The sequence below is a fragment of the Paenirhizobium selenitireducens ATCC BAA-1503 genome (assembly GCF_000518785.1).
GTDB classification, from domain to species: Bacteria; Pseudomonadota; Alphaproteobacteria; order Rhizobiales; family Rhizobiaceae; genus Allorhizobium; species Allorhizobium selenitireducens.
On the sequence record NZ_JAEG01000007.1, the window covers coordinates 208,348 to 227,173 of the forward strand.

Genomic DNA, 18,826 nt, shown 5'->3' on the forward strand with positions numbered 1-18,826 from the left:
CAATCAGAACAGCACAGGCTCGTCGCCGTCCGCAGGGGCGTAACGGTTGATTTCCATGCCGCAGCTGACCTCGACGAATTTAGGGGCATTCCATTTCATGGTACTTCCTCCCAAGGTTGAAGAGCGCGCTTGTCGTCCTTTGCGAGAGCAAAACGCCGATTTTCCGACGGATCGGAAGGCTGCCGGCTGGACACTCCTCCAAGCCTTGCGATCTTAGGGGCGCGGGTCCGACGCCCGCAATACAGCGAAACGTATCGGTTTTGGGCAAGCACCAGCCGCACCCCGCCGGGTCGCGCCGATAGCCAGATCCCGCTCGCGCCGGTCGCGGATTTCGCTATGATCCGGCGTCGGGCGCGCATCGGCTTTGCTGCCGCTGGCGATGGTGCATGGCGGGGGAGGACGGCCAAACGGCCGGGATCGCATGGCTTCAAGAATGCTGAAAACTGTCCTGGTCGCGCTTGCGGCTCTGGTCGCGGGATATCTCGCGGCTCTCGGCGTCGGGCTGGTCGCCTTCGACGTTTTCGAGGTGTCGCAACGCGAGGGGGCCGCCGCCATGGGGCTGGCTTTTATTATCTGCCCTGCGGTGGCGATCGTCTGCGCCCTGGTGGCGGCAATCTGGTACTGGATTTTTTCCGGAAGGCGGAACCCGCAGGCACGGGCGCCGCGCGGGTCGGCGGTTCGCCTGGCATGGGCCGCTGCCGCCGCTCTCGGCGGCTGGCTCGCCGGCCTCTTCCTGCAGTGGATGCTCGAAGGCCGGTCCTACGAGACCTTCATCGTCGCACTGACCGTTTCGCTGGCCCCGTGGCTCGGCGCGCTGGGCCTTGCCGCCGCAACATGGTTCCTGCTGCGGCGGCGAGAGAGCTGACGGTGAGACTTTGCCGGAAACCGGCCGCTCAGGCGCGCTGCGGCAGCAGCGGATAACCGACGATCACGGCGCGGCCGGCAAGGCCGGCGATCGCGGCCTTCAGCAGGTCGCCCGGGATGAAGGCCATCGAGCCGAGGAAGGCCTTTTCGAGGCCAAGGCCGGCGCCGAAGGCGAGATAGCCGATGCCGAAGACATAGAGCACGACGACGCCGCCCAGTGCCGCCGCGGCAAAGAAGCCGAGCGTCTGGGCGACGGCGGAAAGGCCCGGACGGGCGAAGCGCTCGGCGATCAGGCCGATGACGAAGGCCGCCGGCACCCAGCCGATCAGGAAGCCGACGGTCGGGCCGGCGAAGACGGCAAGACCGCCACGGCCGCCGGACAGAACCGGCAGGCCGATCGCCACCAGGAGGATGACCAGCACGGCGGCGAGTGCCCCGCGCCTGGCGCCGAGAATGACGCCGGCCAGCATGACGCCGAGCGACTGCGCGGTGATCGGCACCGGAATGAAGCCGAGCGTGATCGGCGGAACGAAGCCGAGCGCGACGATGATCGCGGCAAACAGCGAGATGAGTACGAGGTCACGAGTCTGCATGATGTCTCCCTTGGATCTGTCGGGCAGGGCCATCAGGTGGCCTGGCGAAAGCGACAGATGTGAAACAGGAATTCTCCCCAACGGAAAATGTCACTGCCCGCGAATGCCCCGGGCGTCAATGGCCTCGGCGATATTATCCGCGTCCTTGAGGGTGGCGATGATCAGCGGCCCGAGCAGGGTTGAGATCTTCGGCCGGATACCGCGCGCCCGGTGCGCCTCGCGGATCGCCTCGTAGCGGGAAAGGATTTCCGGCACGAACCGTACCACCAGCCCGACCGAGAGCCCGATGTCCGATGCCTTGACGAGGCCGATCCGCTCGAGCGGCGAGGCGGCCTGGGTGATCGTGTCGATGAAGGCCGAGACCGTGGTCGTCGCCGTCACCGTCGCCCCCAGCAGCATCAGCGTTGAAAGCCGAAGCACCGTCACCATCGCCTCCTCGGCGCTGGTCAGCAGCAGATTGAAGAGGCCGACGATGGCGATGGTGAGGAAGACGGGCTTGAGCGGCGACAGCGCCGCGCGCAGCGGCTGGCCGAGGCTGAAATAGAGCAGGCCTGCGGCGAGCAGCACCGGGACCAGAAGGCGCGGATCGCGCGTCAGGAAGATCAGCACGGCAATCAGCGCCAGCCCGGCGATCTTCACCGCCGGTTTCGTCCGGTGCATCAGGCTGTCGCCGGCGACATGCAGGCTTCTCATGAAAGCGCGACCTCCCGGTAGCGGGCGATGGCCTGGCCGGCCGCGCCGTCGAAGGCGATCCGCCCCTGATGGAAGACCAGCACGCGTTCGAAACCGGCGACCAGGTCGAGATCGTGGCTGATGACGATCGCCTGCTGCGCGAGCCCGTCGATCGCCGCCTTGACCATGGCGCGGTTCTTCAGGTCGAGCTGGTTGGTCGGCTCGTCGAAGATGACAAGCTCCGGCTCCGTGACGACGACGGCCGCGAGCGCCGCCAGCTGCAATTCGCCGCCGGACAGCTCGTGCGGCCGCCGGCCGGCGAGGTGGGTTATGCCGAAGCGTTGCAGCACCGCATCGACCGCCCGTTCGAGGGCGTCACCCTTCAGCCCCCGGCTCTTCGGTCCAAAGGCGATGTCGTCGCGGATGATCGGCAGGATGATCTGGTTGGCCGGGTTCTGGAAGATGAAGCCGGCCTTGGACAGCACCGCCTTGTGATCCTTCACCGTATCGAGCCCGTCGAGCGAAACCGTGCCGGCGGACGGCTTGACGAGGCCATTGATCAGCCGCGCAAACGTCGTCTTGCCCGACCCGTTGAGCCCGATCACGCCGATGCGGCGCTCGCTAAGCGTGACGGTCAGCGGATGAAGCGCCGTCTGCGTGCCATAGCGCACCTCTGCCCGGTCGAATGTGATCTGCAAGCGTAGTGATCCCCGCCGATGTCCTGGGCGTCTCTATAGACCGGGGGAGGGGCGAGGGGAATATGCCCCAGGGCTACGGAGCAAGCGCATATGAAGGCATGGGTCGGCAGGTGGAGCCCCTCCCCCTTGTGGGGAGGGGTTGGGGAGGGGTCTTCGCTCCGCAGCAAAACCCCTCCCGCCTGCCGGCCACCCTCCCCACAAGGGGGAGGGTTAAGAATGCCGCGCCGCCTTAGGTTCCATATCCGATGGCCCTGCCGGAGCTGGGGAAAAGGAACTTGCTGCAACGTTTCGTCTCCCTCGCCCCGCTTGCGGGGAGAGGGCGGGGTGAGGGGCAATTGTGCCGACCCGTGCGGCGAAACAGGAGCACCAAACCTCGCATCGACCATTGAACATATCATGAACATCCTCTACCCTCCCTCCCCATGGCGATTCCCCTTTCCAACATCCAGGCTCGAAAAATCTTCCTTGAGCGGCAGGGGCTGTCCCGCCCGCCGCAGCGGGCGCTGGGCAAGGCCGGGCTCTATGACCTGATCCACGACCTCGGCTTCGTCCAGGTCGACAGCATCGCGACCGTCGAGCGCGCCCATCACCAGATCCTCTTTTCCCGCAACCAGACCTACCGGCCGGAACACCTGACGGCCCTTCTGGAAAAGGACCGCACGCTCTTCGAGCACTGGACGCACGACGCCTCGATCATCCCGTCCGCCTTCTTTCCCTACTGGAAGCACCGCTTCGTCAGGCGCGAGGCCCGCATCCTGGAAAACTGGGCGAAATGGCAGGGCGAGGGTTTTGACCAGGCCTTCGACGAGACCTATGAGAAGATCCGCGAACGCGGCCCGATCATGGCGCGCGAGGTGAAAGCCGAGGACCACAAGTCGGGCGGCTGGTGGAACTGGCATCCGTCGAAGACCGCGCTCGAATTCCTCTGGCACACCGGCAAGCTGGCGATCGCCGGGCGCGACAATTTCCAGAAGGTCTACGACCTTTCCGAGCGCGTCATCCCGCCCGAACACTTTGCCGCCGAGGTCGATCCCGACGCTTTCATCGACTGGGCCTGCCGGCAGGCGCTGACAAGGCTCGGCTTCGCCACCCATGGCGAAATCGCCGCCTTCTTCGATCTGGTCACCCCGCAGGAGGCGAAGGCCTGGGTGGAGGATCACCGCGCCGAACTGGAGGAGGTCTCGATCGAGACGGTCGACGGCAAGCCGCGCGCCTCCTTCGCACTTGCCGAAAGCCTGCCCGCGCTCCTGAACCCGCCCGAGCCGCCGGCCCGCATCCGCACTTTAAGCCCCTTCGACCCGCTGATCCGCGACCGTAACCGCACCGAACGCCTGTTCGGCTTCTTCTACCGCATCGAAATCTTCGTGCCCGAGCCGAAGCGCGAATACGGCTACTACGTCTTCCCGCTGCTCGAATCCGACCGCCTGATCGGCCGCATCGACATGAAGGCCGACCGCAAGGCGGGTCTGCTCGACGTGAAACGGCTCTGGCTGGAAAAGGGCGTCAAACCCTCGGCCGGGCGGCTGGAGAGGCTGGAGGCGGAGCTGGTCCGGCTGGCGAAGTTCGCGGGCGTGGAGCGGGTGGATCTGAGGGACGGGTGGTTGGGGTGAGGGGAGGTCCAGTGGTTCAGCGGGTGGCAATGTTCCGCCTAACGCTGAGATCGGCCATCCCACGCCTCGCACCCGCCTCCTGGATCCCAGGGGTGATTTTCGCCGCCCGGCCTGTAAACTGATCGCCATCAAGTCAGGAGGAGGTAGTGCCGATGCCCCGATTTCTTGCCGTTTACACCATGAAGCCCGAAGACTTCGCATCGTTTCGAAACCTGCCCAAGGCCGAGCAGGATGCCATCAATGCGGAGGGCGTACGACAATGGGCGGCGTGGGAGGAACGCAATGCCGCATGCATTCTCGATCGCGGTGGCATGGTGGGCAAGACGACGCGTGTGACGAAGCACGGCGTGACCGAAGCCCGCAATCCATTCTGCGGCTATCTGGTCGTGGAGGCAGAAACCGCCGATGCCGCCGTACGGCTGTTCCTCGACCACCCGCATCTCACCGTCTTTCCGGGTGGCGGCGTGGACATCATGCCTTTCGTGACGTGAATGCCCGACCGCTGATCCGTAACCGCAACCGCACCGAACGCCTGTTCGGCTTCTTCTACCGCATCGAGATTTTTATCCCCGAACCGAAGCGCGAATATGGCTACACGTCTTTCCGCTCTTGGAATCCGACCGCCTGATCGGCCACATCGACATGAAGGCGGACCGCAAGGCAGGCGTGCTCGACGTGAAACGGCTCTGGCTGGAAAAGGGCGTCAAACCGTCGGCCGGACGGCTGGAGAAGCTGGAGGCGGAGCTGGTGCGGCTGGCGAAGTTCGCGGGGGTGGAGCGGGGGTGCTGAGGGATGGGTGGCTGGGGTGAGGGGGATGGCAGGCAGGGCCTGCAGGCGTGGCCGTTGGGATCTTGTTCATTACTGAAGCTATACGATGGTGGTACAGATCCCTACCGGACATCCAAAATCTAGGAGCGAACAAGATCCGTAGGCGTATACCCCTGCGGAAACAAACAGTGAGGTTTTACAAGCTTTCGGGAAGATCTCCTTCCTGATGCAACTGTTACTCATGCAGTGTTCAAACCGTCAGAAGGCGGATTTTGATTCTGACAAGCATTATTGAGAAGATGTAGCGCCGATATAATTTCAGCTGCACGTGCCGCGCTCATGTGCGATGCAGAGACGCAAACGGGTCACTGGCAGGATCAAGAAATTCAAGGCTTAGGCGGATGATGGAAGCGCTCTCACCGCACATAAGTTCCTTCGTGATCACCTCCAAGGTAACGTTCGCCGTATCCACTATTACTCTCTCAATGTCGCCGCTTCATCAGCGCTGAATTCTATAAGTACAACATTCAGCAAGCCGCTAGCGATGGCTGGAGAAAAGCTTTCAAAGAAGCGTGTGTCTGAATAAAATCTCGACGGCTCTTCCCCTGGAATCTTCATTATTACAAGATCAAGGTGGGCATCAACCCGCTTCGAGTTCCGGTAATAGTTTATCTTCGATAGCAAAACATAAATCCTGTCTCTGAGAATTGGGCTGAATACTCTCTCATTTTTTATTTCTACGAATGTTTCACTATCGGTATCTCTTATGTACGCGTCATAGATGTAATTACTTTTGCTGATTGGATCGACGCCCTCGAAGTGATTTACGAGCTTTGCATCAGATATGACCTTCAAAGGATCGATCTTTTTCTGCTGAACGTACTTGTTTAAGGCAATTTCTTCGGCTCGCCGCCAATCCGTTCTAACTATTGCAGGACCCGCCACTGCCCCGCCATTTTCTACGGCTGGCGGAGTAGTAATTGATGCCTCAGCAGTCTGCTTGTCCTCCACCTCTTGATCCGTAGCTTTTTGAACGGTTGAGACAGTGTGATAGTCGCCATAGATGTTCGTATGCTGCTGGTGTTGAGATTGGTTATTTGAGATGGCGATAAGCTGAGAAAGAAGCTGAGAATTTTGCAGCTCCAGCTTGGATACTTCCTTCTCTTTCTTCTTTACCTCTCTAGAAATAGAAATCATCTTTCCGATAGAAAAGCTATCGAAAGCCTCTGACAATACCAAAACCAATATTAGGCAAATGAAGGATACTACACCAGCGCTGATCTCCCCTTCGGGAGATATCGCGACAAATTTGTACAGCACCATCGCGCCAAGCATAATGCTCAGAGCAATTATCATGATGCGAACGAACCAATTCACGGTCTGCTTATTTTCTTCCATACTTGGCCCCCAAACCAACCCCATTACCAGTTGGGCGATTTATGCGTTGATTGCAATCATTCTTTTGCTCAACCATTTAAGTTGGCTGAAAGGGCTTAGATTGTGTTCCCCTGACCATCCTAGAAAGCTCGGTTGCCGAGGCTTCAATGATGGTGGGCACCTCCTCGAACGCCACCAAACATGACTGCTGCGGACCGCACAACCTTTCTGCGCACAAGATTACCCCGCCACCCCCCCCCCATCACCCCCGCATCGCCCGCTCGACCGCCGCAAACACCCGCGGATCGCTCGACTGCGCCACATTGAACCTGAGAAACCGCGTCGCCGTCTGTGAGACGCTGAAGACGTTGCCGGGGGCGAGCACGATCTTGTCGGCGAGTGCGCGGCGCGCGACGTCGGCGGCGTCGAGGCCGTCCGGCAACTGGCACCAGAGGAACATGCCGCCGCGCGGTTCGAGGAAGGGTTTGATGCCGAGCGCCCTGAGCCTCTTGTTGGTCTCGCCCGTGGCGCGCGACAGGCGGTCGCGCAAGGTGGCGATGTGCTTGCGATAGGTCCCGTCCTTGAGGATGTTCAGCACCAGTTCGGCGGAGACGGGATTGCCGCCGAAACTCGTGGCGATCTTCAGGTCGATCAGCCCTTCGATCCAGTCCGGGCGCGCGGCGATGAAGCCGCAGCGCGCCGCCGCCGAGAGCGTCTTGGAAAAGCTGCCGATATGGATCACCCGGTCCAGCCCGTCGAAGGCGGAAAGGCGCGGCGCCGGCTCGGGCTCGAAATCGGCAAAGATGTCGTCCTCGATGATGGTGAGGCCCGATTGCTCGGCGAGTTTGAGCAGCCGGTGGGCGGTCGCCGGCGAAAGCGTGGCACCCGTCGGATTGTGCAAGGCCGAATTGGTGATGTAGAGGCGCGGCCGGTGTTCGGTGAGTGCTGCGGCAAACAGCGCGATGTCCGGGCCGGTCGCGGTATAGGGCACGCTAACGACCTTGACGCGGTGGGCGCGCAAGAGGGCCAGGAAGTTGAAATAGCACGGGTCGTCGACCAGCACGGTGTCGCCCGGTTCGATCAGGAAGCGGCAGAGCAGGTCGATCGCCTGCGTGCCCGATTCCGTCAGCATGATCTGGTCGGGCGCGGCCTGTATGCCGCGCTCGGCCATGCGCCGCGACAGGAGCTGGCGGAGCGGCGGCAGCCCGAGCGGCGTGCCGTAGTCGGCAAGCACCGTGTCGGCGACCCGGGTCAACTGGCGCAACGAGCGGCGCAGCTCGTCCTGCGGCATCCATGCGGCCGGCAGCCAGCCGCAGCCGGGCGTCAGCGTGTCCGCGCCGGCCTCCAGCGACTGCCGCGATACCCAGAAGGGGTCGACGGCGCGATCGAGCCTCGGGCCGATCTCGGCCAGCACCAGCGGCGGCAGATGGCCGGCGACATAGAAGCCGGAGCCCGGCCGCGACTGGATCAGCCCCTCGGCCGCCAGCCGGTCATAGGCCTCGACCACGGTCGAGGTGGAGACCGCCATGACCTTGGCAAAACCGCGGATCGACGGCAGCCTTGCCCCCGGCGCCAGCGTGCGCCCGCCGATCCTCTGGCGGATAGCGCCCATGACGCGGCCGACGCGCGTGCCGTCTTCGCCGTCGCTTGTGACCTTGTCCAACATGTGTACTGCTCTCGTGATCATTACAGTTCGGCAAAACTGTAATGCACTGTCTCTGAAAAATCCATCCGCGATCGCCTATCCTCACGTCCAATCGACGAGGATGGATTTTTGATGGACAAGACGACAAGTGGCTGGATCAACGGCTTTCTCGGGGTGCTGATCTTCAGCGGCTCGCTTCCCGCCACGCGGGTGGCGGTGGCCGATTTCGATCCGGTCTTTCTGACCGTGGCGCGGGCCGCCATTGCCGGCGCGCTGGCGCTCGGCCTGCTGCTGGTCTTCCGGCAGAAATGGCCGAAGCCGGGCGAGATGATTTCGCTGGTCGTCGTCGCGCTGGGCGTCGTCGTCGGCTTTCCGCTGCTGACCGCGCTGGCCCTCAAGCACGTCACCTCGGCGCATTCGATCGTCTTCGTCGGGCTGCTGCCGCTGGCCACCGCCAGCTTCGCCGTGCTGCGCGGCGGCGAGCGGCCAAGGCCGGCCTTCTGGCTGTTTTCGGGGCTGGGCAGCCTGCTGGTCGCCGGCTTCGCCCTGCTGCAGGGCGTGACCGCCGCGCCGGTCGGCGACCTGCTGATGCTCGGCGCCATCATCGTCTGCGGGCTGGGTTATGCCGAGGGCGCAAAACTGTCGCGCACGCTCGGCGGCTGGCAGGTCATTTCCTGGGCGCTCGTGCTTTCCCTGCCGGTCATGGTCGTGCTGGCGCTCGCCACCATGCCTTCGTCCTTTGCCGAAACCGGCCAGCCGGCCTGGCTCGGCCTTGCCTATGTCTCGGTGTTCAGCATGCTGATTGGCTTCGTCTTCTGGTATCGCGGCCTCGCCCAGGGCGGCATCGCCGCCGTCGGCCAGCTGCAGCTGCTGCAGCCCTTCTTCGGCCTGGTGCTGGCGGCCGGCCTGCTCGGCGAAGCGGTGAGCGGATCCATGGTCGCGGTCACCGCCGCCGTGGTGGCCTGCGTCGCCGGGGCAAAACGCTTCGCCCGATAAGCTTTTTCGCAGCGCGGGGCGGCGGCAGATTTCAAGGCTGGCGTGCGGCTTGCGAAGTTCTCAGGGCGCGGAAAGAGGGCAGCGGAGCGGCCGGATGGAGCGAGCATGCCGGCTGTGACGGATCTGCGGTTCAACCTCGCAATCGAGCCGGCATCCGGGGTTGCAATTGTGAAACCGTGCGGTAGCTTTGCCACTCTTCCCGAAACCGCCGGGCAACGCGCGAACCAGAGTTCCTATGCCGAGAAGAAAGCAGTTCAGAGGAATCTGTCACGACATTCTTGATAGTTTTGTCAGCAGATACAACGATCTGGACGGATACTGGGCCCTGGGTCAATACGCAGCCTTCCTGATGGCCCGCGGCGAAGACCAATTGGTGTTTCAGCTGCAAGACGGGTCGACTGTGCCTGAATATGCCATATTTACCGCTTCGGCTGCCTACTATCGACGAGCCATAGCGCGGCTGATGGACGCAAATGCGATGCCCCGAAGCTGGCTCGCGGATGCGTCCATCACGTTTTCCATGATGGGTTCGGCGAAAGCCCTTTGCTGTATCGAAATCATTTCCGATCTGGGCAGAGTGTACCGATCCAATTGCACTGTCGATGTCCGGCCTCATGACGCGCTCAGCGAGTACCGGAGAGCAGGCAATACCGGCCCGTCAAATCAACGAGGCCGGTAAACGGGGCCTATAGCCATGGCCCGTATGATCTGACCGTCCTGGGTGAGGCCCCTCAAACGATCTCCGTCCCGCTGATGCGGATACCAAAACCTTCCAGCCCGACATAATGGCGTTCGCGCGAGGCAAAGAGGCGGATCGAGCTGACGCCGAGGTTTTTGAGGATCTGCGCGCCAAGGCCGATTTCCAGCCATTCGCTGTCGCGGGCCTGTGCCTGTTCGTGGGCTTCGCGCTCGTGCAGGCCGGTGCGGGCCGTGGTCGAGACGCCGACGCCGACCGAGCCTTCGCGCAGGTAGACGATGACGCCGCGGCCCTTGGCGGCGATCTTCTTCATGATCTCGTCGATCTGGCGGTCCTTGCCGAACACGTCCGTGCCGACATGCTCGAGATGCAGGCGCACCGGAATGTCGACGCCGTCGCGGATGTCGCCGAAGACGACGGCCAGATGCTGCATCGGGTCCCAGGGCAGGGAATAGGCATGCGCCTTGGCCGGGCCATAGGGTGTCTCGATGCTGAAGCTCGAAGCGAGCTGGATGAGGGTTTCCTTGCGCTGACGATAGGCGATCAGATCGGCGACCGAAACGCGCTTCAGCCCGTGTTCCTCGGCGAAGGCAAAAACCTCCGGCCCGTGCTTGACGGTGCCGTTGTCGTTGACCAGTTCGCCGATCACGCCGACCGGCGGCAGGCCGGCGAGCTTGCAGAGATCGACGGCGGCTTCAGTGTGGCCGGAGCGCATGAGAACGCCGCCTTCGCGGGCGACCAGCGGGAAGATGTGGCCGGGACGGACGAAATCGGCCGGGCCGACATTCGGGTTGGCGAGGTTACGGACCGTCAGCGTGCGGTCCTCGGCGGAAATCCCGGTCGTCGTGCCGTGCTTGAAGTCGACGGTCACGGTAAATGCGGTGGTGTGGGCGCTGTCGTTTTCGGCGACCATGGCGTTGAGGTTGAGGCGCTTGGCCTCCTCCTTCGGCATGGGGGCGCAGACGATGCCCGAGGTGTGGCGCACGATGAAGGCCATCTTCTCGGCGGTGCAATGCACGGCGGCGACGATCAGGTCGCCCTCGTTCTCGCGGTCGTCGTCATCGGTGACGACGACGATTTCGCCGGCCTCGAAGGCGCGGATGGCGTCGACGACGCGGCTCTGGTCATAGCTCATGGGAAAGTCCTCGTCACTTCAGTCGGCCGGTCTGGCCGCGGTCTCGCAAATAATGATCGGCAATGGCGCAGGCGAGCATCGCCTCGCCGACAGGAACCGCCCGGATTCCGACGCAGGGGTCGTGGCGGCCCTTGGTGCGCACGTCCACCTCGTTCATGTCGGCATCGATCGAGCGCCGCTCGGTGAGGATCGACGAGGTCGGCTTGATGGCAAAGCGCGCGACGATCGGTTCGCCGGTGGAAATCCCGCCGAGAATGCCGCCGGCATGGTTGGAGAGAAACACCGGCTTGCCGTCCGGCCCGATGCGCATCTCGTCGGCGTTTTCCTCGCCGGTGATCTCGGCCGCGCCAAAACCGTTGCCGATCTCGACGCCCTTCACCGCATTGATCGACATCAGCAGGCTGGCAATGTCCTGGTCGAGCTTGCCGTAGACCGGTGCGCCGATGCCGGCGGGAACCCCGTCGGCCACCACTTCGACCACGGCGCCGACGGAGGAGCCGGACTTGCGGATTTCGTCGAGATAGGCCTCCCAGACGGGAACGATTTCCGGGTCCGGCGCGAAGAACGGGTTTTCGCTCACCTGGGCCCAGTCCCAGTTGGTCCGGTTGATCTTGTGTTTGCCGATCTGCACCAGCGCGCCGCGAATGGTAACGCCGGGCACGACGAGGCGGGCCAGGGCACCGGCGGCGACGCGGGCCGCCGTTTCGCGGGCCGAGGATCGGCCGCCGCCGCGATAGTCGCGAATGCCGTATTTGACGTCATACGTGTAGTCGGCATGGCCGGGCCGATAGCGCTTGGCAATGTCGCCATAGTCCTTGGAGCGCTGGTCGGTATTCTCGATCAAAAGCGAGATCGGCGTTCCGGTCGAAATCATCGAGCCGTCGTCCTGCGGCATCACGCCGGAGAGCACCTTGACGAGGTCCTCCTCGCGGCGCTGCGTCACGAAGCGCGACTGGCCGGGCTTGCGCTTGTCGAGGAAGGACTGCAGGTCGTCGAGGGTGAAACGGATGCCCGGAGGGCAGCCGTCGACCACCGCGCCGAGCGCCGGCCCGTGGCTTTCGCCCCAGGTGGTGACGCGGAACAGGTGACCGAAGGTATTGTGCGACATGGCTAAGCACCGGAACGTTCGGGCGGCACTGGGATCTCACCGTGCCGCCGCGGCTTTTGTTGGGGCTCACTCATAGTGGAAAAGGCCCAAGCGCGACAAGCCTTTCTTGGAAACGCTGCGTTCGGGATTTGTCGTCGGTTCACGACGCCTTGCGCTGGGGAAACCCCTTGGTGAATCGGCTGAACTCGTCGAAGGGAAGCGGCTTGGCGAAGGCATAGCCCTGCAGGTAGTCGCAGCCGAGCTGGCGCAGAAGGCCCGCATGGTCGAGGCTTTCGACGCCTTCGGCCACAGTCTCGACGCCGAGCGAACGGGCGATCTCGATGATCGAGCGCACCAGGGCGCGCTCCTGCGGCGAGTTGAGGATCGGCATGACGAGCTGGCGGTCGATCTTCAGCCGCTTCGGCTTCAGCCGCAGCAGGCTGAGGATCGAGGTGTGGCCGGTGCCGAAGTCATCGATCTCGATGTCGATGCCGAGCGCCTTGATCTTCTCGATGTTCTCGGTGACGACGTCGTCGCTCTCGTCGAGGAAGATCGATTCCACCAGTTCGAAGCAGATGGCGCCCGGGTCGATGGCAAGGCCATGCAGCTGCTCGACGAGGGTGGCGTCGTGCAGGCGCTTCGACGAGACGTTGACCGAGATGCGCGGCACCTTCACGCCGAGCGCCGTCCAGCGCATCTGGTCGCGCAGGGTCTTTTCCAGCACCAGCTGGTCGATCCGCGCCATGACGTTCAGCTCTTCGGCGACCTTGATGAAATGGTTGGAGGCGATCACGCCCTTGTCCGGGTGGTTCCACCGCACCAGCGCTTCCGCACCGGAAAGCTGCATCGTCGCGGTTTCGAACTGCGGCTGGTACCAGACGGTGAACTCGTCGCGTTCGAGCCCGGTCAGGATCTCGTCGGCCATGCGCTTCTTGGAAACGATGTTGGCCTGCAGGTCGGGGGTGAAGAACTCGTGGCAGTTCCGGCCCTTCTCCTTGGCCTGGTAGAGCGCGATGTCGGCATTGACGAGGATACGGCGCGCGTCGGGCGAGATGCCGGAGGCCTGGGCAATGCCGATCGAAATGCCGCACCGGCAGGAAAAGCCCTCGAAATCGATCGGCTTGTTGATCTCGACGATGATCCGCTCGCACAATTCCGAGAGTTCCGCGGCCGTGACGGCCCTGCGGGCGAGAACGACGAACTCGTCGCCGCCGATCCGCGCCACCAGATCGCCGCGCGGCACGTTGCGGGTCAGTACCCTGGAGGCATGCACCAGCATTGCGTCGCCCGCCGCATGGCCGAGCGTGTCGTTGATCTCCTTGAACCGGTCAAGGTCGAGGTGAAGGATGGTGAACTTGGTGCGATGGTTCCGGCCGGACTGGCTCAGTTCGTCGAGCTCGATGTCGAGCTTGCGGCGGTTGGCGAGCGCGGTCAGCGGATCGTGCAGGGCATTGAACTCGATGCGGTTCTTGGCGAGTTCCAGTTCGAGATTGCGGCTGTCGGCGTCCGACTTGGCGGCCCTGAGCTGTTCCGCGAGCAGGGCGTCGGCGGTCACGTCGAAGGCAATGCCGATGATCTTCTTCTTGCCATCCTTGCCCACATGCACCTGGCCGACCGAGCGGACATAGCGCAATTCGTTGTTGGGCAGGACAATGCGTTGGGTGGTGTTTACGGTCGTGCCGGAGGCGATGGCCCGGTTGGTCGCAAGCTGCACGGGCTGCCTGTCCTCCTGGTGGATGGATGACAGCCACTCGTGCCGGCTCACGGGCCGGTTCCTGTTCGGCACGTTGTAGAGCTGGCGCATCCGCTCGTCCCAGATCGCGGTGGTCGTCACCGGGTCGCCTTCCCAGATGCCGCAATTGTAGGAGGCGAGCGCCAGATCCAGCTTGTGCGAGAGTTCCGAGAGTTCGTGTTCGCGGCTCGACAGTTCGTCGAGCGCCAGTTCCAGCTCAGCATTCTTGATGTCGCTGGTCGCCTTCGCCTCGCGAAGGGCCTGGGTGAAGAGCGTGTCGTTGGTGACGTCCCAGACGATGCCGGTCAGTCGCCTGGGGCCGTTCGCGCCGCTCGAATGGGCGCCCACCGAACGCAGGTGGCGAGTCATGCCGTCGGGCAATGTGATCCGGTAACTGATGTCCCAGCTCGCGGTCGAGTCGCCGTGGAGCCGTGCCGCGAAGGCGGCTTCGACGCTCTGGACGTCGTCGGGATGGATGATCTTGTACCAGTGGGCGATGTGGTCAAAGCCCTCTTGCGGGGCAAAGCCGTGCAGGGCGGCGGCTCGCGCGTCCCAGGACAGCAGGTCGTCGCCATTGTCGACTTCCCAGATGCCGATATTGGCCGTTTCCATGGCGAGGTCGAAACGCCGCGACAGGTCGAGCAGCTTTTCCTCGCGTGCCTTCAACTGCACGATGTTGCGATTGCGCTCGCGCAGCAGGTGGAGGCTGAAGAGCACCGGCACGATCATGGCGAGGCCGGCGACGATGCCGCTGCGCAGATCGAGCACGAGGCCGGCAGTGACGATCGTCAAAACGATGAGCGCGCAGACGACGAGAAAGACGGCCGCGCCGGGCGTCTGCCCCCCATTACGTTGCCGGTATCGATTGAAGACGGTCAATTCAGGATGTTCCCCAAGCTTGTGAGGTAATCCTAAAGCGCGAGGGTTAATATAGAATTGAATCGGCAATAGTATTGCCGCGTCAATACGTTCGCGCCAAAGAGGGGCGCATGCTGCAATGCCCGCTTCAGGCGAAAACCTCCGGAAAAGTAGGGCAAAGCTTGCGATGCCCGTCCCGGGTGCTTGAACCGCGTCGTATTTCCGTTCATCAATCGCACCGAAAATGTCATTGTTACGGGCGATTTTTGCCACATTCTGGAGGCCTATTTTGAGACACATCCTCAATCCGTCGAGACTGGCAAAGGTAACCCGCATGCGTATGATGATTTCAGTGCTTCTGGCGACCGCGAGCTTTCTCTCGCCGCTCAGCGTGCTGGCGGGAAGCGACGATGTCGAAGCGACCATTCAGGCGGTCAACGTCGATGGCCTGAGTCTGGTGCTGGACGACGGGAAGACCTATTCGCTTCCCGAGGAGTTCAACTTCGACGGCCTCGAAAGCGGCGTGAAGGTGATCGTGTTCTTCACCGAGGTTGACGGCAAGCGCGTCGTCGACGACCTGGAAATCGTTCAGTAAGGGTTTGATGACGGTTCAACGCCTGGTCAGAGCCAGCCGATCAGGCCGCCGTCGCGATCGATCTTGAGAATACGGTCCTGCGGCACGTTCATGTCGCAGGCCTTGTCGCCGCTCCAGCCGCCGACGATGCGGAAAACGCTGCGGACGATCCCGCCATGACTGACGCAGACGGTGGGGCGTTCGACCGCGGTGAGCCATGCTCCCACCCGCCATGACAGAATCTCGTAGCTTTCTGCATCCTGGCCCGGCGGAATGAAATCCCATTTGTGCTGCGCGCGCGCCTCGACCCTGTCGGGCATGACGCGCTGCAGCTCCGGAATGGTCGATCCCTCCCAGTCGCCGAAGGACAGCTCGATCAGCCGGGGATCGGTGCGATAGCCGTGCGGGTCGAGTCCCATGGCTCCGCGCAGCCGTTCCATGGTCTCGCGGGTCCTGCCGAGAGGGGAGGCGACATAGTCGAATGCGCCGGCACGTTCAGCGAGTTCCTCCGCCAGACGTCTGCCGTTCTCGCTCGCCTGGCGTCGTCCGTTCTCGTTGAGGCCGATGTCCTTCTGCCCTTGCAGCCGGCCCTCGGCATTCCAGTCGGTCTGGCCGTGACGGATCAGATAGATGAGCACGGCATGCGACCTCGAACTGGAGACTATTCCTTGGCGACGGCGATGTCCGGCGCATCGACCGCCTTCATGCCGACGGTATGATAGCCGGAATCCACATGGTGGACCTCGCCGGTCACCCCGGTCGACAGGTCGGACAGGAGATACATGCCAGACTTGCCGACTTCGTCAGTCGTCACATTGCGCTTCAGCGGCGAGTTGTACTCGTTCCACTTCAGGATGTAGCGGAAGTCGCCGATGCCGGACGCGGCCAGCGTCTTGATCGGGCCGGCCGAAATGGCGTTGACGCGAATGCCGCGGCCGCCCATGTCGACGGCGAGGTAGCGCACGGAGGCCTCGAGCGCGGCCTTGGCGACGCCCATGACGTTATAGTGCGGCATGACCTTCTCGGCGCCGTAATAGGTGAGCGTGATGATCGAGCCGCCGTCATTCATGATCTTCTCGGCGCGGGCGGCAACCGCGGTGAACGAGTAGACGGAAATGTCCATCGTGCGGGCGAAGTTGTCGCGCGTCGTCTCGATGTAGCGGCCGGTCAGTTCGTCCTTGTCGGAAAACGCGATGGCGTGCACGACGAAGTCGATCTTGCCCCACTTGTCCTCGAGGTTCTTGAACACGGCGTCGATGCTGTCGAGATTGGTGACGTCGCAGTCTCCGGCCATGAAGGCGTCGAGTTCCTGAGCCAGCGGCTCGACGCGCTTCTTCAGCGCTTCGCCCTGCCAGGTGAAAGCGATTTCGGCTCCCTGTTCATGGCAGGCCTTGGCGATACCCCACGCGATCGAGCGATTGTTTGCGACGCCCATGATGATGCCGCGCTTGCCTGCCATAAGGCCGGAACCTTGAGCCATGTTTTGCTCCCTAAGACTTTCGATTGACCCTGCCTATGGCATAGCCGGCATCACGGTTCAAGATTGCGCCGGATCATCAACTGTAAGGCAGCGTAACAAAGGGTGTGATCGTTACAAATACTTCATAAAAACAGGCCTTCGCGCATGACGCGCATCAAATCGGTGACCTTGTCGTCAGGCTTTTCCCACAGCATGACGCGCAGTTCGACGGCCAGCGCGCCGCGGCCGCCTTCGTCATTCGGCAGGCCGAGGTCGTCGAGGCGGATTACCTGGTCGGAGCTCGACCAGGCCGGAATGGTCACGGCGAGCGGCCCGTTGGGCGTCTCGACGGTGGCCTCGCAACCCAGCACCGCATCCTCAAGCGTGATCGGCAGGACCGTCTTGAGGTCGTAGCCGTCGACGGTGAATTTGTCGTTTTTGGCCACGCGCACGGTGACCGCCACGTCGCCACGGCTCATGCCCTGCAGCTTGAGGCCCTGGCCCCTGAGCCGCACCACGTGCCCCTGGGTGACGCCGCTTTCAAGTGGAACGCGCAGTTCGCGGCCGTCCGACAGCGTGATCGGCACCGGCTTCTGCGCCAGCAGGTCGTCGATCGTCACTGTTGCCTCGACCACCAGGTCGGGCGCCTTTTCCGGCGGCGGCTGGATGCCGCGAATGCGACGCACGAAAGAGCTCAGCAATTCGATCGGCGCGAGGATGGAGACCGGCCTGGGCGCGCCGGACGGCTCGCTGTTCTCCGCGCGTTCGGCTTCAGCCTCGGTTTCGCGCTTCAGCGTTTCGGCCGCCGCTGCCGCTTCGGGCGTATCGCCGAAGATGCGTGAGACGACGGCTTCGGGGCTTTCGCCCGCGCCATCCGGCTTGGCCTGATTCTGCGTCTGGCCCGGCGGCTGAGCTTGCGCCTGTGGCTGAGGTTGTGCCTGTGGCTGAGGTTGTGCCTGTGGCTGAGGTTGTGCCTGGGCGCCGCCGGTCTGGGCTTGAGCCTTTTCCGGTTTGGCCTGAGCGGCCTGAGCCTGAGCCTGGGTCTGCTTGTCTAGTTTCGCCTTCTCGGCTTCGGCGCGTGCCAGTTCGGCGAGGATCCGCTCGGCATTCGCCTTGGCGATCTTGGCCTTCTCGGCCGCCTCGCGGGCCGACTGGCGCTGCTGCATGATCGTCTGTTCCCGCTCAAGAGCTTCGACCTTGTCGCGGTGCTGGTCATAGCGGCTCCGCTTTGTCGGGTCCTTCAGCACCTCGTAGGCGCGGCCGATCTCGGTGAAGTTCCGATTGGCGTCGGGGTCGTCGCGGTTCTGGTCGGGGTGCACGCTTTTCGCCTTCATCCGCCAGGCCGACTTGATTTCGTCGGCTCCCGCATCGCGCTTTACGCCGAGCACTGAATAAAAATCGCGCATCTAGGCCACCAACTAAGAATAGACCGGCATTGCCATTCTTGGCGAATGCGCAGGCAAGAAACACCGACCGGTCCGCAGTCATCATGGCGGTCCGGCTTCATAATTCTCAGAGTATGGCAAGAAGATGCTAATCAGTGGTTACGCGGCAACCCCGGCGATCCGGGCCGGATCTGCTGCCGCCAAGGGAGTTCAGGGCTGACGGCTGAAGCTCATCAACTGCCACTGGCCGGAGCCCGCAGTGCAGGTCTTTCCGGAAAAATAGGCGATGCCCTCGTAGGAATGACGGGTCGTCGAGAAGTTGCGGCACACGACGCCGTTCGACTTCTGCTCTTCGATCGCCGTGACCACGCCGGCGCTGCCGGTCGTTGCGTTGGCCCAGGGCAGCGGGCTGCTGGTCCGCGACAGATCCGCGGAGGAGACGGCATTCTGCACCGTCAGTTCGTCGGAGCGACCTTCCGCGGTATTCTTCTGCGCCACGGTATTGGTGGAAATCGACCGATCCACATCCGAGCCGAAGAGGTCCATGCCGCCACCGAAGCAACCGCTGATCGGCAATGTCGCGGCGAGAACGATGAGCAATCTGCTTTTACCCAAAGGCCCGCCCTTTTTGCGCTCGTTCGACTTTGCTATGTCTCTCAATGGGCGTCCTGTCCAG

General features: G+C 63.0%; 18 protein-coding genes and 1 pseudogene. 6 read left to right on the forward strand and 13 right to left on the reverse strand.

All coding sequences use genetic code 11. From position 1 onward, the window contains the following. Nucleotides 1-3 precede the first annotated feature (3 nt). Nucleotides 4-99, reverse strand: coding sequence for a pyrroloquinoline quinone precursor peptide PqqA (pqqA, locus tag L867_RS0110745; RefSeq protein WP_028736886.1), 96 nt, complete (start codon nt 97-99; stop codon nt 4-6). Between the two features lie 334 nt (nt 100-433). On the opposite strand from pqqA, the gene L867_RS0110750 reads away from it, so the two are divergent. Continuing rightward, nucleotides 434-865, forward strand: coding sequence for a hypothetical protein (locus tag L867_RS0110750; RefSeq protein WP_028736887.1), 432 nt, complete (start codon nt 434-436; stop codon nt 863-865). Between the two features lie 28 nt (nt 866-893). On the opposite strand, the gene L867_RS0110755 is transcribed toward L867_RS0110750, so the two are convergent. From L867_RS0110755 to L867_RS0110765, 3 genes are all read right to left on the reverse strand, one after another. Continuing rightward, nucleotides 894-1,457 (reverse strand): biotin transporter BioY, encoded by a 564-nt coding sequence (locus L867_RS0110755; protein ID WP_028736888.1) that lies wholly within the window; start codon nt 1,455-1,457, stop codon nt 894-896. Between the two features lie 90 nt (nt 1,458-1,547). Continuing rightward, entirely contained in the window at nt 1,548-2,150 is a 603-nt protein-coding gene (locus L867_RS0110760; protein ID WP_028736889.1) for an energy-coupling factor transporter transmembrane component T family protein, read from the reverse strand. Beyond that, nucleotides 2,147-2,827 carry an energy-coupling factor ABC transporter ATP-binding protein gene (locus L867_RS0110765; protein WP_028736890.1) on the reverse strand — a complete coding sequence of 227 codons (681 nt, stop codon included), beginning with the start codon at nt 2,825-2,827 and terminating at the stop codon, nt 2,147-2,149. The genes L867_RS0110760 and L867_RS0110765 overlap by 4 nt, the downstream gene beginning before the upstream one ends. Before the next feature lie 422 nt (nt 2,828-3,249). Here L867_RS0110765 and L867_RS0110770 point away from each other — a divergent pair, with 422 nt between their 5' ends. The 3 genes and pseudogenes from L867_RS0110770 to L867_RS26820 form a co-directional block, all read left to right on the forward strand. After that, nucleotides 3,250-4,437 (forward strand): winged helix-turn-helix domain-containing protein, encoded by a 1,188-nt coding sequence (locus L867_RS0110770; RefSeq protein WP_028736891.1) that lies wholly within the window; start codon nt 3,250-3,252, stop codon nt 4,435-4,437. A 152-nt stretch (nt 4,438-4,589) separates the two neighbouring features. Continuing rightward, nucleotides 4,590-4,928 (forward strand): hypothetical protein, encoded by a 339-nt coding sequence (locus L867_RS0110775; RefSeq protein WP_028736892.1) that lies wholly within the window; start codon nt 4,590-4,592, stop codon nt 4,926-4,928. Between the two features lie 8 nt (nt 4,929-4,936). Then, nucleotides 4,937-5,246: pseudogene (locus L867_RS26820) on the forward strand (DNA glycosylase AlkZ-like family protein); the annotation flags it as partial. A 433-nt stretch (nt 5,247-5,679) separates the two neighbouring features. Here L867_RS26820 and L867_RS0110790 read toward each other — a convergent pair. Then, nucleotides 5,680-6,603, reverse strand: coding sequence for a hypothetical protein (locus tag L867_RS0110790; RefSeq protein WP_146086602.1), 924 nt, complete (start codon nt 6,601-6,603; stop codon nt 5,680-5,682). A 241-nt stretch (nt 6,604-6,844) separates the two neighbouring features. Continuing rightward, the gene (locus L867_RS0110795) at nt 6,845-8,248 is read right to left on the reverse strand and encodes an aminotransferase-like domain-containing protein (protein WP_028736895.1); all 1,404 of its coding nucleotides are present in this window, start codon (nt 8,246-8,248) and stop codon (nt 6,845-6,847) included. Nucleotides 8,249-8,359: 111 nt separating this feature from the next. On the opposite strand from L867_RS0110795, the gene L867_RS0110800 reads away from it, so the two are divergent. Continuing rightward, nucleotides 8,360-9,223, forward strand: coding sequence for a DMT family transporter (locus tag L867_RS0110800; protein WP_028736896.1), 864 nt, complete (start codon nt 8,360-8,362; stop codon nt 9,221-9,223). A 731-nt stretch (nt 9,224-9,954) separates the two neighbouring features. Here the strand turns inward: L867_RS0110800 and ribB are convergent. From ribB to L867_RS25050, 3 genes are all read right to left on the reverse strand, one after another. Further along, complete coding sequence (gene ribB / locus L867_RS0110810) at nt 9,955-11,055, reverse strand: 3,4-dihydroxy-2-butanone-4-phosphate synthase (RefSeq protein WP_028736897.1); 1,101 nt, start codon at nt 11,053-11,055, stop codon at nt 9,955-9,957. 13 nt (nt 11,056-11,068) lie between these two features. Then, the gene (gene aroC, locus L867_RS0110815; RefSeq protein WP_028736898.1) at nt 11,069-12,163 is read right to left on the reverse strand and encodes a chorismate synthase; all 1,095 of its coding nucleotides are present in this window, start codon (nt 12,161-12,163) and stop codon (nt 11,069-11,071) included. A 139-nt stretch (nt 12,164-12,302) separates the two neighbouring features. Then, the gene (locus L867_RS25050; protein ID WP_232363918.1) at nt 12,303-14,753 is read right to left on the reverse strand and encodes a sensor domain-containing protein; all 2,451 of its coding nucleotides are present in this window, start codon (nt 14,751-14,753) and stop codon (nt 12,303-12,305) included. A gap of 313 nt (nt 14,754-15,066) precedes the next feature. Between L867_RS25050 and L867_RS0110825 the strand changes: the two genes are divergently transcribed. After that, nucleotides 15,067-15,327, forward strand: coding sequence for a DUF1344 domain-containing protein (locus L867_RS0110825; RefSeq protein WP_028736899.1), 261 nt, complete (start codon nt 15,067-15,069; stop codon nt 15,325-15,327). 26 nt (nt 15,328-15,353) lie between these two features. Here L867_RS0110825 and L867_RS0110830 read toward each other — a convergent pair whose 3' ends face one another. The 4 genes from L867_RS0110830 to L867_RS0110845 all read right to left on the reverse strand — a co-directional run bounded on the left by L867_RS0110830 (nt 15,354) and on the right by L867_RS0110845 (nt 18,810). After that, nucleotides 15,354-15,944, reverse strand: a complete 591-nt coding sequence (locus L867_RS0110830) for a histidine phosphatase family protein (protein ID WP_028736900.1) — start codon at nt 15,942-15,944, stop codon at nt 15,354-15,356. Nucleotides 15,945-15,967: 23 nt separating this feature from the next. Then, nucleotides 15,968-16,786 (reverse strand): enoyl-ACP reductase FabI, encoded by an 819-nt coding sequence (gene fabI / locus L867_RS0110835; protein ID WP_028736901.1) that lies wholly within the window; start codon nt 16,784-16,786, stop codon nt 15,968-15,970. 122 nt (nt 16,787-16,908) lie between these two features. Beyond that, a complete protein-coding gene (locus L867_RS0110840; protein WP_028736902.1) occupies nt 16,909-18,171 on the reverse strand; it encodes a DnaJ C-terminal domain-containing protein in 1,263 nt (420 codons plus the stop codon). Nucleotides 18,172-18,360: 189 nt separating this feature from the next. After that, a complete protein-coding gene (locus L867_RS0110845) occupies nt 18,361-18,810 on the reverse strand; it encodes an RT0821/Lpp0805 family surface protein (protein ID WP_028736903.1) in 450 nt (149 codons plus the stop codon). Between the last annotated feature and the right edge of the window lie 16 nt (nt 18,811-18,826).

Bases quoted from the DNA above. Each gene is read 5' to 3' on its own strand.
- L867_RS0110750 (WP_028736887.1), top strand. From the start codon at position 434: ATGCTGAAAACTGTCCTGGTCGCGCTTGCGGCTCTGGTCGCGGGATAT.
- L867_RS0110795 (WP_028736895.1), bottom strand. From the start codon at position 8,248: ATGTTGGACAAGGTCACAAGCGACGGCGAAGACGGCACGCGCGTCGGC.
- aroC (WP_028736898.1), bottom strand. From the start codon at position 12,163: ATGTCGCACAATACCTTCGGTCACCTGTTCCGCGTCACCACCTGGGGC.
- pqqA (WP_028736886.1), bottom strand. From the start codon at position 99: ATGAAATGGAATGCCCCTAAATTCGTCGAGGTCAGCTGCGGCATGGAA.
- L867_RS0110840 (WP_028736902.1), bottom strand. From the start codon at position 18,171: ATGCGCGATTTTTATTCAGTGCTCGGCGTAAAGCGCGATGCGGGAGCC.
- L867_RS0110825 (WP_028736899.1), top strand. From the start codon at position 15,067: ATGCGTATGATGATTTCAGTGCTTCTGGCGACCGCGAGCTTTCTCTCG.
- L867_RS0110760 (WP_028736889.1), bottom strand. From the start codon at position 2,150: ATGAGAAGCCTGCATGTCGCCGGCGACAGCCTGATGCACCGGACGAAA.
- fabI (WP_028736901.1), bottom strand. From the start codon at position 16,786: ATGGCTCAAGGTTCCGGCCTTATGGCAGGCAAGCGCGGCATCATCATG.
- ribB (WP_028736897.1), bottom strand. From the start codon at position 11,055: ATGAGCTATGACCAGAGCCGCGTCGTCGACGCCATCCGCGCCTTCGAG.
- L867_RS0110800 (WP_028736896.1), top strand. From the start codon at position 8,360: ATGGACAAGACGACAAGTGGCTGGATCAACGGCTTTCTCGGGGTGCTG.
- L867_RS0110755 (WP_028736888.1), bottom strand. From the start codon at position 1,457: ATGCAGACTCGTGACCTCGTACTCATCTCGCTGTTTGCCGCGATCATC.
- L867_RS0110770 (WP_028736891.1), top strand. From the start codon at position 3,250: ATGGCGATTCCCCTTTCCAACATCCAGGCTCGAAAAATCTTCCTTGAG.
- L867_RS0110790 (WP_146086602.1), bottom strand. From the start codon at position 6,603: ATGGAAGAAAATAAGCAGACCGTGAATTGGTTCGTTCGCATCATGATA.
- L867_RS0110775 (WP_028736892.1), top strand. From the start codon at position 4,590: ATGCCCCGATTTCTTGCCGTTTACACCATGAAGCCCGAAGACTTCGCA.